This window comes from Kaistia nematophila (assembly GCF_026343855.1).
GTDB lineage: Bacteria > Pseudomonadota > Alphaproteobacteria > Rhizobiales > Kaistiaceae > Kaistia > Kaistia nematophila.
Map to the genome: position 1 here is coordinate 173,737 of NZ_JAPKNK010000005.1, position 15,604 is coordinate 189,340.

Below are 15,604 nucleotides of genomic sequence, written 5' to 3' on the forward strand. Positions count from 1 at the left end.
CATGTTTCGGTTGGCTCATACGTCGGTATAGGGCGACGGATACCGATCGCCGCGGCTAGTCTCCGCCATCGGGATCACAGCCGCGGCCGCGGGGCTCTCGCGTGCCGGCTTCGCGGATCGCGCCGATCTGATATGGCAATGCAGCATCAAGCGCCTGGGGGGCCTCATGTCGCGATATTCGCCGGTTGCTGCGATCCTCCTCGCCGCCGCGATCTTCCTGTTCGACACGCTGACGCAGTTCGACGTGGCGATCGCGGTTCTCTACGTCGCGGTCGTGCTGCTTTCGGTGAACTTCACCGGCCGGCGCGGGACACTGGCGGTGGCGGCGATCTGCATCGGCCTCACTCTGCTCAGCTTCGGCGTCACGCACGGCACGGACATGAGTTCCGGCCCGGTGGCGCGCTGTCTCGTCAGCCTCGCGGCGATCGCCATCACCACCGGCCTGGCGCTGCGCCTTGCCGCGACCATCGCGATCACGGGCGAGAGCGAAAGGCGCTATCGCACCATCTTCCGGGCGACCGGTGTCGCCATTCTCGAAATGGATTTTTCGGCGCTGAAGGCGCGTCTCGAAGCCAAGCGGTCCGACGGCCTCGGCAGCATCGAGGAGATCGCCAGTCGCGATCCGGGCTTTGTTCGCGAGGCGCTCGGCCTGATGAAGCTGGTCAATGCCAACGACACCACCTTCTCGACCTTCAGGGTGCCCGATCTCGATATCTTCCGGGCGCGGCTGCCAAGCCTGATCCCCCGCGAGATGGAGTCTTCGATCCTGCTGCTGCTCGACGCAATTTGGCAGGGACGAAGCCATTTCGAAGCGGAAGGGATCATGGATGCCATCGACGGCAAGCGGCTCAACATCCTCTATACGGTGGCGATGCCCACCGATCGCAAGGCGCTCGACCTCGTGCTGGTCAGCATCATGGACGTCACGGCGCGCCGCGAGGCCGAGAACGGCCTGCATCAGGCGCAGAAGGAACTGGCGCATGTCTCCCGCGTCGCCACGCTCGGCGAGCTGACGGTGTCGATCGCGCATGAGGTCAACCAGCCGCTCGCCGGCGTCGTCACCAATGGCGAGGCCGGCCTGCGCTGGCTGAAGCGGCCGGAGCCGGATCTCGGCGAAGTCACCGCCTCGATCGAGCGCATGATCGCGGACGCGCGCCGCGCCAGCGAGGTCATCAAGCGGCTGCGCGCGCTGTCGAGCAAGGCGACGCCGCAGCCGACCTTGGTCGACATCAACGACCTCGTGCAGGATACGCTGACGCTGGTGCAGCGCGAGATCGCGTCCCAGCACGTGGCGCTGCGGCTCTCGCTTGCCGATGGTCTCGGTCGCATCTCCGGCGACCGCGTGCAGTTGCAGCAGGTGATCATCAACCTGATCGTCAACGCCATCCAGGCCATGGGCGCGATGCCGGTGGGCGCGCGCCAGCTCGCCATCCTGACCCGCGCCTCCGAGGACGGCGTCGCGCTGGAGATCGCCGACAGCGGCCCGGGCTTCGCGCCGGCCGACGAGGCCCGGCTGTTCGCCGCCTTCTTCACGACGAAGCCGGAGGGGATGGGCATGGGCCTCTCGATCTGCCGCTCGATCGTCGAGGCCCATGGCGGACGCCTGCGCGCCAGCGCCCGTCCCGCCGGCGGCGCCAGCTTCGAATTCCACCTGCCAGCCGACAAGGAAGCCGCCTGATGCCCGAGATCGCCCCGCTGGTCTTCGTCGTCGATGACGACGCCTCGCTGCGCGAAGCGCTCGGCAGCCTGTTCCGCTCGGTCGGCATGCGGGTCGAACTGTTCGGCTCCTCAGCGGAGTTTCTGGCCCGCGGCCCGGTCGACAGCGAAAGCTGCCTCGTGCTCGACATACGGCTGCCCGGCGTCAGCGGCCTCGATTTCCAGAGCCAGCTTGCGAAGCTCGGCAACAATATCCCGATCGTCTTCATGACCGGCCATGGCGACGTGCCGATGTCGGTGCGGGCGATGAAGGCCGGCGCGCTCGACTTTCTGATCAAGCCCTTCCGCGACCAGGACATGCTCGACGCGGTTTCCGCCGCGCTTGCCAACGACCGCCTGCGGCGCGCCGGCGAGGCGCAGCTCGCCTCGCTGCGGGCCCGCTACGCCACGCTGACGGCGCGCGAGCGCGAGGTGTTGGCGCTGGTCACCACGGGGCTGATGAACAAGCAGGTGGCCGGACAGCTCGGCGTCAGCGAGATCACCGTCAAGATCCATCGCGGCCATGTCATGGAGAAGATGGCGGCGCGCTCGCTGGCCGAGCTGGTCAAGATGTACCAGGCGCTGCAGCCCGGGCTCGAAATTCAGCCCGGCTAAACTTCAGTATGATTCCAATCCGGTGCGGCGCGGCGCATCAAGGAAAGCATGAACCGGGCGCATGGGGCGTGTGCCGCTCCTAAGGAACGTCAGTGTCTCACGTAAAATCCATAGCCATCGTCGATGATGATGCCTCCGTCCGCATCGCCACCGAAAGCCTCGTCCGCTCGCTCGGCATGAAGGCGACGACCTTCCCCTCGGCCGAGGAATATCTCGCCGCGCTCGGAACCCAGCCGGTCGATTGCCTGATCACGGACGTGCAGATGGACGGCATCGGCGGCGTCGAGCTTTCGCAGATCCTGCGCGAACGCGGCGACACGACGCCGGTGATCTTCATCACCGCCTTTCCGGACGACCGCATCCGCGACCGCGTGATGGCGGCGGGCGCCATTGGCTTCCTCGGCAAGCCCTTCGAGGGGCAGGCACTGATCGACTGCATCGAGATCGCGCTGACGGCCTGACGCCGCAACGCCGAAAGCCCGCGGATTGCGGGCCTTGTCCTTCTGCTTGGCAGGTCTGTTTTCGCGGGGGGGGGCGGCCGCGCCGCTAGGCGTTGTCCGCCAGCGCCGCGTGGATCTGCGCCACCACCGCCGCGCCTTCGCCGACCGCCGCCGCGATGCGCTTGGTCGAGCCCGACCGCACATCACCGATCGCGAACACGCGGGGGATGCTGGTTTCCAGCGGAAAGGCCGCGCGCTTCGGCGACGCCGGACGGCCTTGCACGGCAGTTCCCGTCAGTACGAAGCCATGTTCGTCGCGATCGACGCAGCCTTCGAGCCAGCCGGCATTCGGGTCGGCGCCGATGAAGAGAAACAGATGGCGGAGCGGGTGGCGGATATCTCTTCCGGTGAGGCGATTGCGGATGACCGCAGCGGTGAGCCCGGAGGCGTGGTCGCCATCCAGCTCGACGATCTCGCAATTCGCATGCAGCTCGACATTCGGCAAGGCGGCGATGCGATCGATCAGGTAGCGCGACATCGTCGCCTCGAGGCCGTCGCGGCGAATGACGAGATGCAGCCGCCTGACGCGCGGCGCCAGGAAGGCGACGGCCTGACCGGCCGAATTGCCGCCGCCGACCAGGGCGATCTCCTCGCCCTCGCATAGTTTCGCTTCGATCGGCGAGGCCCAGTAGGAAACGCCCGCGCCGTCGAAATCGGCAAGGTTGGCGATATCGGGCCGGCGATAGCGCGCGCCCGAGGCGATGACGACGGTGCGCGCCAGGATCTCGCGGCCATCGGCGAGGCCAAGCTTCAGGGGCGCGAAGGTCCCGCTGGTAGCTGGCGGGCAGTCGAGCCGGGCGATGGCGAGCGGCACGGCGATCTCGACGCCGAATTTCAGTGCCTGGTCGAAGGCGCGGCCTGCAAGCGCCTGGCCCGATATGCCGGCGGGAAAGCCGAGATAATTCTCGATCCGCGCCGAGGCCCCGGCCTGTCCTCCGACGGCCCGTTCGTCGAGCACGAGCACGCCAAGCCCTTCCGAGGCGGCGTAGACGGCGGCGGCGAGGCCGGAAGGCCCGGCACCGACGATCGCGACGTCATAGAGCCTGTCGGGCGCGAGGGCGGGCGCGATGCCGAGGCAGAGGCCGACTTCTGCCTCGCTCGGATGGCGTAGCACCGTGCCGGCCGGGCAGACCATCAGCGGCAGCTCGGAAGGCTGGACGCCGAGATGCTCGACCAGTGCGTGGCCTTCGGTGTCGAGCGACGCGTCGAGGACGACATGCGGGTAGCCGTTCCGGGTGAGAAAGCCGCGTAGCCGCACCATCTCGGCGCCGTCCGGCGCGCCGATCAGCACGGGGCCGCCGGAACCTTCATCGATCAGGGCGACCCGGCGCAGGATGAAGGCGCGCATGACGATCTCGCCGATCTCGGCCGAGCCGATCACCAGCGCGCGCAGCTCGGCGGCGTCGAAGGGAATGGCGAGGCAGCCATCGGGGCCGGCGCGACCGCCCGCCAGCGCCGGTCGGCCGGCAAGTTGGCTGATCTCGCCGGAGAACTGGCCGGGCCCATGCGTGGTGATGGCGGCGCTGCCGGCAAGGCCGGCGCGGCTGAAGACCGTGAGCGAGCCCTCGACGACGAGCCAGGCCGGGGCATTACGCGCGCCAAGGCTGAAGATGGACTGGCCGGCGCCGAAGCGCTGGGCCGGCGTTGCGGAAAAGCGCGCGGCAATTTTGACCTGCGCCGGCGAGAGCGCGGGAAACATCTGGAGATCGCGCGGCTCCGCCATCGCATCCTCATGGGGTGAGGGCGCCGGTCAAGCGCACCGTCTGCTGGGGGGAAAAAGGGCCGACAGGAGGGCGTCAGTAGTAGCGCGGGATCGGTCCGAGCTGCGGCGTCTGGTCCGGCAGCGTCACCATGATCTCGTCGACATAGCACCAGCCCCAGCCTTCCGGCGGATCGTAGCCCTCTATGATCGGGTGGCGCGTGGCGTGGAAATGCGCCGTGGCATGCCGGCCCGGAGAATCGTCGCAGCAGCCGACATGGCCGCATTGGCGACAGAGCCGCAGATGCACCCAGGCCTGGCCAATCTTCAGGCATTCCTCGCAGCCCCGGCTGCCGGGGGTGACGTCCCGGATGGTGTCTACGTGATGGCACTGCATCGACATGGCTCGTCTCCTGGCGGGGCTGGAATGGACGAAAGGCGTGCGAGGGCACCGCGCGGAGGGCCGCGATACCCTCGCACTCCGCGCCTAGGCGCGGATGAACGCCAGCACGTCGGCGTTGAACTTGTCCGTCTCGGTTTCGGCGAGGCCATGCGGCGCGCCCGGATAGACCTTCAGCTCGGCGCCCTTGACGATCTTCGCGGTCTTCAGGCCTGCGGCGGCGATCGGCACGATCTGGTCGGCGTCGCCGTGGATGACCAGCGTCGGCTTGTCGATCTTCTTCAGATCCTCGGTATAGTCGACCTCGGAGAATTCGTGGACGCAGTCATATTCGCCCTTGATGCTGCCCATCATGCCGAGCCGCCAGAAGTTCTCGCGCAGGCCTTCATTGACCTTGGCGCCTTCCTTGTTGAAGCCGTAGAACGGCAGCGACAGGTCCTTGAAGAACTGCGAGCGGTCGCCGGCCGTACCTTTTCGGATGCCGTCGAACACTTCCAGCGGCGTGCCTTCTGGATTGGCCTCGGTCTTCAGCATCAGCGGCGGAACGGCGCCGACCAGCACCATCTTGGCGACGCGGCTGGTGCCGTGGCGGCCGACATAATGGGCGATCTCGCCGCCGCCGGTCGAATGGCCGATCAGCACGACGTCGCGCAGGTCGAGCGCCTCGATCAACTCGGCCAGGTCGTCGGCGTAGCGGTCCATGTTGTTGCCATCCCAGGTCTGGTCGGAGAGGCCGTGGCCGCGCCGGTCATGGGCGATGACGCGATAGCCCTGCGAGCCGAAGAACAGCATCTGCGGCGCCCAGGCGTCGCCCGCCAGCGGCCAGCCATGCGAGAAAAGGATCGGCTGACCCTTGCCCCAGTCCTTGTAAGCGATCGTGGTGCCGTCTTTGACCTGGAACGTGCTCATCGTCTCTCTCCATCGTGATCTCGGGGAACCCCGCCGCCTGCCGGCTGGTTGACGGTCACAACATCGGACAGGCCACGCCTTCGAGCCATTCTACGTGGGGTTGTCCGGGTCATACTTGGGTATGGGCATCTGATGCCGGGCCGTCCGCGAAGGGCGGGACGGCTGTTCAATGCCGCAGCCACGGCCCCGATCCGTCACGGCTTCGTGGCCTCCGCGATGCGCAGATACTGGCGTCCGCCGGGCACGTGCCGAAAGACGGCGCCCGGATCATCCATGCGACTCGACATTCCGTGCAAACTTCGCCATGAATCGTACATAATCTGCGAAAGATTGCGTGCGCTGGCCGCCGGTGGGCGGAAAGTGCAAGCGAAAACGGGGGGATGCGTGGTCTATGAGCTTCGTTCCGAGCCTCGACTTGACGGGTCTGCAGACGCTGGACCGCGAGGCATCGGTGTATGAGGCGATCCGCGAGGACATCATCTCCGGCCGGCTGCCCGCGAATGCCCGCCTGATCGTCGCCGATCTCGCCGAGCGGCATGGCACCTCGACCAATCCGATCCGCGAGGCGCTGCATCAGCTGCGCGGCGAGGGCTTCGTCATCATGGCGCCCAATCGCGGCGCCCGCGTCCGGCCGATCGACGAGGACTTCATCCGCGACATCTACGAGATCGAGGTGCTGATCGAACCGGCGCTTACGAAATGGTTCGTCGGCATCGCCACCGACGAGAACATCGCGACGCTCGAGGCGCTGCATGCCGAGATGATCGAGCTCAACTATGCCGACCCGGTCCGGCACGGCCTGCTCGACACGCAGTTCCACCACACCATGTACCAGCGCCACTACAACCGCCACGCCGTCGATCTATGGTGGAAGCACCGCGAGATCCTGCGGGCGATCAGCCGCCGGCACCGCATCTCGCTGGGACGGCAGGCCGCCGTGATGCGCGAGCATGCCGAGGTTCTGGAAGCGATCAAGGCTCAGGACGAGAACGCCGCCGCCGCGATCATCGCGCGGCATGTCGAAGGTTCCGGCCGTCACATCATCGAGCAGATGCGCGCCGCGCGCCGGGATATCCAGAACAGCAAGGCGGAATTGCCACCCTACACCTAGGCCCGTCGAGGAACGCCATGACGAATGCGGCCCTGCCGCTGGAATTGACCAGACGCGTCAATGCTGTCGTCACTGTTGCGCCCCAGCCGTCCAGCGGCTTGCGCGGGGACATGGTTCGCGTCCCCGCGCCGCCGGGATCAGGCGAGTTCCGCCATCCGCAGGAGGCCCTGCATGTAGCCGATCGCGTGCGCCCGGCCGCGATGGTTCCAGTCGGTGTCGTCATCCATGTGCGGGACATGGTCGTCGAGCAGGAAGCCGGTAAAGCCGTTCTTCCAAAGCAGCGTCATCACCTCGGCAGGATTGAAATTGCCTTCGCCGATGAAACACTCGATGAAGTCCGGCACCGTCCCTTGCACGTCGCGGAAGTGGATGTAGAAGATCCGCCCCTTCGGCGCGAAGAAGGTGATCAAGTCCTTCACGTTGTCTGCGCCGCCCGGCATCTCCGAACAGCAGCCGAGGCAAAGGTCCAGACCCCAGGACGGGCTGTCGGCATAGCGGGCATAGGCGCGCTTGAAGTCGGTCGGCTCCTTGAAGATGCGGGCGACGCCGCCCAGCATCGGCACCGGCGGATCGTCGGGATGCAGGGCGATCTTGACGCCGGCTTCCTCGGCGACCGGCAGCACGGCGTCCATGAAGTAGGTGTAGTTGTCCCACATCATGTCGGCGGTGATGATGCCGTCGTCGGCGTCGAACACCGGCATCGAATCGGCGCGGCCCAGCGTCGTCGGCATGAAGCCGCGCCATTCCGTCTTCGTCGCCGCCTCAACCTTCGCCATCTCGAAGCGCGTGTTGCCGGCGCCGCCGCGACCGGGCGCCCGGCGCTCGGTGCGCCAGACCGAGTTCGGCATGAAATGCAGGCCGAGGATCGGCACGCCGGCGCGGCCAACATTGCGCACCGTGCGGCAGTAGTTCTCGATCTGCTCGTCGCGACCCGGCAGCCCCAGCATCGCCTTGTTGTAGAAATGGGTTGGCACGTTCTCGATCGCCTCGAAGGTGAGACCGGCGGCCTCCACCCGCTCGACCAGCCTGCGGATGTCCGCTTCTTCCCAATGGGTGTCGCCGGGAAGTGTCGGATTGTTCATCTGGATGCCGGTGACGCCGATCTGGGCGGCGAAGCGAAGTTTTTCGTCCGAGAGTTCGTGAAACTGGCCTACGGCAACGCGCATGGCGGGTTCCGACATGGCTCTTTCCTCCTCTTGTTGTCGTGGATCGGAACGGTCGGCGCCGTTCGTCGGGGCGTCGGCCGGAGATGGATGGGCAGGGTCGGCAAGGGGCGTCGAACGGTCTCCAGGAACCGGTCCGCAGGAATCTGGAATCGTTCGGAAGTTTTAGGCGGCAAAGACCTGTTCGCGGTTGACCGGGTGGAGAATCTGCCATAACGCTAAGGCAATAAATATATAAATGGCGGATCTAGATAAAAAAACAAAAGTCCGCATCAGGAGGGAATATATAAATTTCACAATTGGATCAATTTATAAAGATTTCTCTTTGAGGTCAGCATTCTATCGCTGATTTCATGGATTGGTGTCTTGTGACTTATTTGGTCCGGTCGATCTGGATCGAGAATTATCATGCGCCGTTGCTGGTCGTCGGTTGCGGTGGATTGCCGTATCGAATGCGGATGCCGGTTCCGGAGTGCGCCAAGGTCTCCGAAGCGGAAAATCAGGAAAGGAACTGTGTCCGTACAGAATAAGCCGCTCGCAAGGCAAAAAAAACGAAACGCCCGGGCGGGACTGCATAGGAAATCGAATACTGAAAGTGTTCCATTCGGCAGTAGGGAGGAATTCTGTCATATGGTAAATCTTAAAAGTATTGCGGGCGCGCTTTTGATCGCCACGGCGATTCTGGCGCCCTCTGCGTCGTTCGCGCAGAATGCGGGATTGCCCGCAGCCCAGGAGATCAAGCCCAAGGGCCCGCTGCCCGAAGTTCCGCGCAACCAATCGCTGGTTCTCGGCTGGGGCGTCTCCGGTGGCACGTCGATCGGCACCACCAATCCCTGGGTGCTGCCCGGCTACACGCACCAGGAGGGCAACAATCTCCTGTTCGAGCCGCTGATGTACTACGGCATCTTCAAGAGCGAGTTCATTCCGTGGCTGGCCGACAGCATGGAATACACCAGCCCGGACTTCACCTCGCTGGAGATCAAGCTCAACAAGGATGCGAAGTGGAGCGACGGCAAGCCGGTTACCGCCAAGGACGTGATCTATACGTTCGAAGGCCAGATGAATCGGGAGTCTCTGCCGTATCACGCGCATTTCCAGCAGTTCGTCGAGAGCGTGACGGCGAAGGACGACCTGACCGTCGAAATGAAGTTCAAGCAGCCGGCACCGCGCTTCAAGTTCGAGGTGCTGACGGAAAAGTTCGACACCGGCCTGCCGATCGTTCCGGCGGAATGGATGTCGGCCCAGCCTGATCCGGTCGCCGCCGTCGGCCTCGACGAGATGCCGAGCTCCGGCCCGTACCGGATCGTCGCCTGGAACGCCACCCAGAAGATCCTCGACCTGCGTCCGGACTGGTGGGCCGTCAAGGCCGGCCGCGTCAAGGCTGAGCCGGCGGTGAAGCGTGTCATCGTCGCCAACATCCTGAACCAGCCGATGGACACCGTCGCCCAGCGCCTGGTGAACAACGAGTTCGATTCCTCGGTCGACATGCGCGCCCAGGTGATCGGCAACATCCTGGAGCAGAACAAGGACATCCAGTCCTGGACCGGCAACGAGTCGCCCTTTGGCTATCTCGACTGGTGGCCCAACTCGCTCTGGATGAACACGCAGCTGCCCGGATATGACGACCCGCGCGTCCGCAAGGCCGTCAGCCTCGCCATCAACCGCGACCTCATCAACGAGGTGCTCTACGACGGCGCCAAGATCGCCACCATCTATCCGTTCCCGCTCTATCCGAATCTGCAGAAATTCGCGGATTCGGAAGCCGTGAAGGCGGAAGAGGCGAAGTACGAGCCGGGCAAGTTCGATCCCGAGGCGAGCGCCAAGCTCATGGAGGAAGCCGGCTTCACCAAGAATGGTGACGGCCTCTGGGAGAAGGACGGCAAGACGTTCGACGCCACCATCCAGGCTTTCGACACCATCCATGGCGACCTGGCGCCGGTGCTGGCCGAAATGCTGCGGCAGGCGGGCTTCGATTCGAACGTGAACTTCGGCACCGACGCCTTCCAGAACATGGTCGACGGCAAGCCGGGCTTCTATCTGTTCGGCCATGGCGCCAGCCTGTACGACCCGTTCGAGGCCCTGAACCTCTTCCACGGCAAGTACAGCAGCACCATCGGTTCCGCTGCCGGCAACAACCGCTTCTCGCGGTACAAGAACCCCGAGTTCGACAAGATCCTCGACGAGATCTCGCCGCTCGATTCCAACGATCCGAAGTTCCAGGAAGGCGCCGCGAAGGCTCTCGGCATCTACTGGCGCGACGTGATCGACGTCCCGGTCATCCAGTGGCTGCACCGTATTCCCTACAACAACCACTACTGGAAGAACTGGCCGAGCTCGACCAACATCGCCGACGGCACCAACGGTGCGTTCTGGGCGCATACCGGCCTTCTGGTCGTCACGGGGCTTCAGCCGACCGGCGCGAAGTAGCCGCTTGCAACACAAGGGCGCGCGTCCCCGGGCGCGCGCTCTCCCGCTGGCAAGAGACCCCCAGGAACGTTTCCAGTGACCCTTAAGCTTGCAATCCGGCGCCTGCTCTTCCTCGTTCTGGTTATCTGGGCCGCGTCGACCATCGTCTTCTTCATCCCTCGCCTGTCGAACCGGAACGCGCTCCGCGAGCGCTTCGGCGAACTGGCCCGCACCGGCGGTTTCTCGCCGCAGGATCTCGAAAAGATCATTGCCTCGATGCAGCAGCAATTCGGCCTCGATCAGCCGTTGCTGCATCAATACTGGACCTATTTGGGCAATCTCGTGCGGATGGACTTCGGCTATTCGCTGTACCGCTATCCCTCGACCGTGTCGGAGCTGATCGCGCAGTCGCTGCCGTGGACGATCGGCCTGCTGCTGGTGACCACCGTCCTGAGCTTCATCATCGGCAATCTGCTCGGCGCCGTCGCCGCCTGGCCGCGCGCGCCGCGCTGGCTGCGCATGACCGCCACGCCCTTCATCCTGCTCACCGGCGTGCCGCCGGTGATCATGGCCATCCTGCTGATCTTCTTCATCGGCTTTCGCCTGAAATGGCTGCCGCTCGGCGGCGCCTATTCGGTCGGCATTGTGCCCACCTGGTCGTGGAGCTTCGCCCTGGACATGCTGAGGCACCAGATCCTGCCGGCACTGGCGCTCATCTTCGGCTCGGTCGGCGGCTGGGTGCTGTCGATGCGCGGCATGGGCATCACCATCCAGGGCGAGGACTATGTGAACTTCGCCGAGCACAAGGGGCTGACCGGCGGCCGCATCTTCCGCGACTACTATCTCCGCAATGCGCTACTGCCGCAGATCACGGGCCTCGCTTTGGCGCTCGGCACCGTCATCGGTTCCGCCATCATCGTCGAGGGCCTGTTCGGCCTGCCGGGGATCGGCAACATGCTCAACCTCGCCATCCGCGCCAACGACTTCCCGACGATCTACGGCATCGTGCTGTTCATCACGATCGCGGTCGCGCTGCTGATGACGCTCGTGGAGTTCATCTATCCGCTGCTCGATCCCCGCATCAAGAATTCGTAGGAGCGCCAGCATGTCGACCATCGCGCTGCCGCCAGCCGAGACAACCCGCATCGAACAGCCGGGACGCGCCATCCGCGTCATGCGCTACCTGCGCCGCAACAAGGGCCTGGCGATCGGAGTCCTGATCCTGCTCGGGCTGGCGGCCTTCACCGTCATCGGCCTGATGACGATCAATCCGAAGCACGCCTATCCGCTCTCGGCCGCGCTCAAGAAGCCGCCAAGCTGGCGCTATCCGTTCGGCACCGACTTTTTCGGTCGCGACCTCTATGCAGCGATGGTCGTCGGCATGTGGCAGACGGCCGTGATCGGCTTGCTTGCCGGCGGCGTGGGCACCGTGATCGGCGTCATCTTCGGCTTCATCTCGGCTTATTTCAGCGGCCGCGTCGACGCGACGATACGCACCGTCTGCCAGATCCTGACGCCGATCCCGGTCCTCATGATCCAGGTCGTCATCGCCGGCTCGCTCGACAAACGCGACGTGACCATCCTGACCATGGCGATGATCGTGGTGTTGCTCGCCTGGATGGGCCCGACGCTTGTGATCCGGTCGCAGGTGCTGACGATGAAGGAGAGGCAGTTCGTCGCCGTCGCCAAGCTCTCCGGCGTCAGCGACCTCGGCATCATCTTCAAGGAGATCATGCCCTGCCTGCTGCCGTTCATCGCGGCCGCCTTCGTGGCCCAGGTGTTCGCGGCGGTGTTCGCCTCGTTCTACCTCGCCGTGCTCGGCCTCGGCCCGCTGCGCGAGCCGCTCCTCGGCAATTTGATCTGGGCGGCGCAGTCGCAGGGCGCCTTCTTCAATGGCTGGTGGTGGTGGCCGATCATCCCCTCCGTCGCGATGATCCTGATCCTGGGGTCGCTCGCCCTCATCAACATGGGGCTCGACGAACTCGCCAATCCCCGAATCCGGAGGACGGAGTGACCGCCATGAACTACGCGAACCTCTCGGTCGCGCCCGGCGCGCGCGCCGCCATGCCGCCGCTCGCGGCCAAGGTCGAGCCGGTCCTGCGCGTCAGCGGCCTGGAAGTGACCTATTACACCGATGCCGGCCGCGCCAAGGCGCTCGACAATGTCGGTTTCACGCTCAATCCGGGCGAGAAGCTCGGCATGGTCGGCGAATCCGGCTCCGGCAAGAGCACCATGGCGCTCGCCATGATGCGCATGATCAAGGCGCCGGGGCGGATCGAGGCCGGCTCGGTCGTTGTCGGCGGCACGGACCTGATGGCGCTCGACTCGGAAGGCATGCGCAAGGCGCGCCTCAGCAAGATCGCCTACATCCCGCAGGGCGCGATGAACTCGCTCAACCCGGTGATGCGGATCGGCGCCCAGATGATGGACGCGGTGAAATCGCATCTGCCGCGCGAGTCGCGCGGCGCGATCGAGGCGCGCTGCAGGCGGGCGCTGCAGTCGGTCGATCTCGATCCCGGGGTCTTCCGCATGCACCCGCACGAGCTCTCGGGCGGCATGAAGCAGCGCGTCTGCATCGCGATCGGCATCCTGCTCGATCCGCAGGTGATCATCGCCGACGAGCCGACCAGCGCGCTCGATGTGGTCACCCAGCGCCAGGTGATGGAGACGATCGACAACGTCAAGAACGCGATCAACGCCGCCGTCATCCTGATCGGCCACGACATGGGCCTGATGGCGCAGTTCGTCGACAAGGTGGCGGTGATGTATGCCGGCCGGCTGGTCGAGTTCAGCACGGTGCGCGAGATGTTCACCAGCCCAAAGCATCCCTATGCGCGGGCGCTGATCGACAGCCTGCCGAACCTCGACAACAAGGGTGTCTTCCAGGGAATTCCGGGCCTCGCGCCCTCGTTGCTGCGCCTGCCGTCCGGCTGCGCGTTCCATCCGCGCTGCTCCAGCGTCATGGACGCCTGCCGCTCCGTGCGCCCGGAACCGCGCGTTCTGGCCAGCGGCCGCAGCGTGACCTGCCATCTCTATGACAGCGAGGGCTGACATGGCCGATCTCCTGCGGCTCGAAAACGTCTCCAAGGTCTATACGGGCGGGCTCACCGGCGGGCGCTCGACGATTGCGCTGCGCAATTTCTCGATGACGCTGAAGGAAGACGAGCCGACCATCCTGACCGTCGCCGGCGAGAGCGGCAGCGGCAAGACCACGCTCGCCATGCTGCTGCTCGGCTTCATCACGCCGTCGGCCGGCCAGATCATCTATCGGGGCAAGAATGTCGCCAGCCTGCACGGCAAGGAACGGCTGGCCTATCGCCGCGAGGTGCAGGCCGTGTTCCAAGATCCGTTCGCCGTTTTCAACCCGTTCTATACGGTCGACCACCTGCTTTCCGTGCCGATCAAGCACTTCAAGCTGGCGAAATCGAAGGCCGACGCCCGCGACAAGATGGAAGAGGCGCTGACCGCGGTGGGCCTCCGGCCGGAGGACATCCTCGGCCGATTCCCGCACCAGCTCTCCGGCGGCCAGCGCCAGCGCATCAACGTCGCCCGCGCGCTGCTTTTGAAGCCGCGCCTGCTTATCGCCGACGAGCCGGTGTCGATGGTGGATGCGTCGCTGCGCGCGACGATCCTGGAAACGCTGCGCAACCTGCAGCGCGATCACGGCGTGTCGATCATCTACATCACGCATGACCTGACGACTGCCTATCACATCGCGAAATCGATCGTCGTGCTCTATCGGGGCGCGGTGATGGAGGCGGGCGACGTCGACGCGGTTATCAAGGATCCGCAGCATCCCTATACGCAGCTGCTGGTCGACTCGATCCCCTGGCCCAATCTCGACCAGCGCTGGGGCGCGCAGCCGATCAAGGTGCGCGAGGCCGGCGGCGGCGGCGGCGAGGGCTGCCGCTTCCGTTCGCGCTGTCCCGTCGCGATGGACATCTGCGCAACCGACCCGCCGCTCTACCGGATCGGCGACAGTCACACCGCATCCTGCTTCCGCTACGACCGCCAGCCGCTGGTCGCGCGGGAGAACCTGTCGGAGCTTCTGCCCGCCTGACGCTCTTCTTCCCCCAACGCCCACCCGTTCGATGAGGCCGGTCGCGCGACCGGTTGGAAATACAGGAACTTTGCAACGATGCTCGAGATTGCTGAATTTATCAGCCCGACGCCGACGCCGGTCTGGAAGCTCGCGAAGCAGGCGGGCGTTGACCTGGCGGTGGGCGGCCTGCCGTCCGACGACCTCCGGCCCGGCGAGGCGCCCTGGGACCTGGCGCCGCTGCAGCGGATGAAGGCGAATTATGAGGCGAGCGGCTTCCAACTCCGCGTGATCGAGGCGCGGCCGCCGCTCAACCGGGCGAAGCGCGGCCTGCCGGGTCGCGACGAGGAGATCGCCACCGTCTGCACGCTGCTCGAAAACATGGGCACGCTCGGCGTCCCGGTCTGGTGCTACGAGTGGATGACAGACTTCAACTGGGTGCGTACCAATCTCGCCACCCCGTCGCGCGGCGGCTCGGTCGTCACCAGTTTCGACATCAACGACGTGCCGGTGGATCTGACGAGCAATCCGCCGATTGACGAGGAGGCGCTCTGGGCCAACCTCGAATACTTCCTGAAGAAGGTGCTGCCGGTCGCCGAGAAGGCCGGAGTGAAGATCTCGATGCATCCCGACGATCCGCCGCTGTCGCCGATCCGCGGCGTCGGCCGCATCATGCGCTCGATCGAGAACTATCGCCGGCTGGTCGAGCTCGTGCCGAGCCCGATGAGCACGATCACGCTCTGCCAGGGCAATTTCACCCTGATGACCGATGATCTGCCCGGCGTCATCCGCTCCTTCGGCAAGAAGATTTCCTTCGTGCATTTCCGCGACGTGATCGGTGTCCCGACCCGCTTCGAGGAGGCGTGGCACGACGCCGGCAAGACCGACATGCTCGCCTGTATGAAGGCCTATCGCGACATCGGCTTCGAGGGCGTGCTGCGTCCCGACCATGTCCCGACGGTCGAGGGCGACAGCAACGAGCACGCCGGCTACTCGGCCTTTGGGCGGCTCTACGCCATTGGCTACATCCGCGGCCTGCATCAGGCTGTCTACGCCGCATAGGATCA

General features: G+C 65.3%; 14 protein-coding genes. 10 read left to right on the top strand and 4 right to left on the bottom strand.

From position 1 onward, the window contains the following. The first annotated feature begins 166 nt into the window (after positions 1–166). The 3 genes from OSH07_RS13755 to OSH07_RS13765 all read left to right on the top strand — a co-directional run bounded on the left by OSH07_RS13755 (position 167) and on the right by OSH07_RS13765 (position 2,771). A complete protein-coding gene (locus OSH07_RS13755) occupies positions 167–1,678 on the top strand; it encodes a sensor histidine kinase (RefSeq protein WP_266339233.1) in 1,512 nt (503 codons plus the stop codon). Continuing rightward, positions 1,678–2,310: a response regulator transcription factor gene (locus tag OSH07_RS13760; protein WP_266339234.1), complete on the top strand. Its 633-nt coding sequence runs from the start codon at positions 1,678–1,680 to the stop codon at positions 2,308–2,310. Before OSH07_RS13755 ends, OSH07_RS13760 begins: the two co-directional genes overlap by 1 nt. 92 nt (positions 2,311–2,402) lie before the next feature. Further along, positions 2,403–2,771, top strand: coding sequence for a response regulator (locus OSH07_RS13765; RefSeq protein ID WP_266339235.1), 369 nt, complete (start codon positions 2,403–2,405; stop codon positions 2,769–2,771). Positions 2,772–2,856: 85 nt separating this feature from the next. On the opposite strand, the gene OSH07_RS13770 is transcribed toward OSH07_RS13765, so the two are convergent. The 3 genes from OSH07_RS13770 to OSH07_RS13780 all read right to left on the bottom strand — a co-directional run bounded on the left by OSH07_RS13770 (position 2,857) and on the right by OSH07_RS13780 (position 5,818). Further along, the gene (locus tag OSH07_RS13770) at positions 2,857–4,533 is read right to left on the bottom strand and encodes an FAD-dependent oxidoreductase (RefSeq protein WP_266339236.1); all 1,677 of its coding nucleotides are present in this window, start codon (positions 4,531–4,533) and stop codon (positions 2,857–2,859) included. Between the two features lie 73 nt (positions 4,534–4,606). Next, a complete protein-coding gene (locus tag OSH07_RS13775; RefSeq protein WP_266339237.1) occupies positions 4,607–4,912 on the bottom strand; it encodes a UBP-type zinc finger domain-containing protein in 306 nt (101 codons plus the stop codon). A gap of 84 nt (positions 4,913–4,996) precedes the next feature. Beyond that, positions 4,997–5,818 carry an alpha/beta fold hydrolase gene (locus tag OSH07_RS13780; protein WP_266339238.1) on the bottom strand — a complete coding sequence of 274 codons (822 nt, stop codon included), beginning with the start codon at positions 5,816–5,818 and terminating at the stop codon, positions 4,997–4,999. 391 nt (positions 5,819–6,209) lie between these two features. On the opposite strand from OSH07_RS13780, the gene OSH07_RS13785 reads away from it, so the two are divergent. Next, on the top strand, positions 6,210–6,929 hold the full coding sequence (locus tag OSH07_RS13785; protein ID WP_266339239.1) for a GntR family transcriptional regulator: 720 nt from the start codon (positions 6,210–6,212) through the stop codon (positions 6,927–6,929). A 137-nt stretch (positions 6,930–7,066) separates the two neighbouring features. Here OSH07_RS13785 and OSH07_RS13790 read toward each other — a convergent pair whose 3' ends face one another. Next, entirely contained in the window at positions 7,067–8,110 is a 1,044-nt protein-coding gene (locus tag OSH07_RS13790) for a mannonate dehydratase (RefSeq protein ID WP_266339240.1), read from the bottom strand. Between the two features lie 699 nt (positions 8,111–8,809). Between OSH07_RS13790 and OSH07_RS13795 the strand changes: the two genes are divergently transcribed. From OSH07_RS13795 to OSH07_RS13820, 6 genes are all read left to right on the top strand, one after another. Beyond that, positions 8,810–10,519, top strand: a complete 1,710-nt coding sequence (locus OSH07_RS13795) for an ABC transporter substrate-binding protein (RefSeq protein ID WP_266339241.1) — start codon at positions 8,810–8,812, stop codon at positions 10,517–10,519. A gap of 75 nt (positions 10,520–10,594) precedes the next feature. Continuing rightward, complete coding sequence (locus OSH07_RS13800) at positions 10,595–11,593, top strand: ABC transporter permease subunit (RefSeq protein ID WP_266339242.1); 999 nt, start codon at positions 10,595–10,597, stop codon at positions 11,591–11,593. 10 nt (positions 11,594–11,603) lie between these two features. Continuing rightward, positions 11,604–12,512, top strand: a complete 909-nt coding sequence (locus OSH07_RS13805) for an ABC transporter permease (protein ID WP_266339243.1) — start codon at positions 11,604–11,606, stop codon at positions 12,510–12,512. A gap of 5 nt (positions 12,513–12,517) precedes the next feature. Further along, complete coding sequence (locus OSH07_RS13810) at positions 12,518–13,549, top strand: ABC transporter ATP-binding protein (protein WP_266339244.1); 1,032 nt, start codon at positions 12,518–12,520, stop codon at positions 13,547–13,549. Between the two features lies 1 nt (position 13,550). Then, positions 13,551–14,558, top strand: a complete 1,008-nt coding sequence (locus OSH07_RS13815) for an ABC transporter ATP-binding protein (protein WP_266339245.1) — start codon at positions 13,551–13,553, stop codon at positions 14,556–14,558. Between the two features lie 78 nt (positions 14,559–14,636). Beyond that, positions 14,637–15,599: a mannonate dehydratase gene (locus OSH07_RS13820; RefSeq protein ID WP_266339246.1), complete on the top strand. Its 963-nt coding sequence runs from the start codon at positions 14,637–14,639 to the stop codon at positions 15,597–15,599. The last annotated feature ends 5 nt before the right edge of the window (positions 15,600–15,604 follow it).

Bases quoted from the DNA above. Each gene is read 5' to 3' on its own strand.
- OSH07_RS13780 (WP_266339238.1), bottom strand. From the start codon at position 5,818: ATGAGCACGTTCCAGGTCAAAGACGGCACCACGATCGCTTACAAGGAC.
- OSH07_RS13790 (WP_266339240.1), bottom strand. From the start codon at position 8,110: ATGTCGGAACCCGCCATGCGCGTTGCCGTAGGCCAGTTTCACGAACTC.
- OSH07_RS13775 (WP_266339237.1), bottom strand. From the start codon at position 4,912: ATGTCGATGCAGTGCCATCACGTAGACACCATCCGGGACGTCACCCCC.
- OSH07_RS13755 (WP_266339233.1), top strand. From the start codon at position 167: ATGTCGCGATATTCGCCGGTTGCTGCGATCCTCCTCGCCGCCGCGATC.
- OSH07_RS13810 (WP_266339244.1), top strand. From the start codon at position 12,518: ATGAACTACGCGAACCTCTCGGTCGCGCCCGGCGCGCGCGCCGCCATG.
- OSH07_RS13815 (WP_266339245.1), top strand. From the start codon at position 13,551: ATGGCCGATCTCCTGCGGCTCGAAAACGTCTCCAAGGTCTATACGGGC.
- OSH07_RS13770 (WP_266339236.1), bottom strand. From the start codon at position 4,533: ATGGCGGAGCCGCGCGATCTCCAGATGTTTCCCGCGCTCTCGCCGGCG.
- OSH07_RS13820 (WP_266339246.1), top strand. From the start codon at position 14,637: ATGCTCGAGATTGCTGAATTTATCAGCCCGACGCCGACGCCGGTCTGG.
- OSH07_RS13760 (WP_266339234.1), top strand. From the start codon at position 1,678: ATGCCCGAGATCGCCCCGCTGGTCTTCGTCGTCGATGACGACGCCTCG.
- OSH07_RS13805 (WP_266339243.1), top strand. From the start codon at position 11,604: ATGTCGACCATCGCGCTGCCGCCAGCCGAGACAACCCGCATCGAACAG.
- OSH07_RS13785 (WP_266339239.1), top strand. From the start codon at position 6,210: ATGAGCTTCGTTCCGAGCCTCGACTTGACGGGTCTGCAGACGCTGGAC.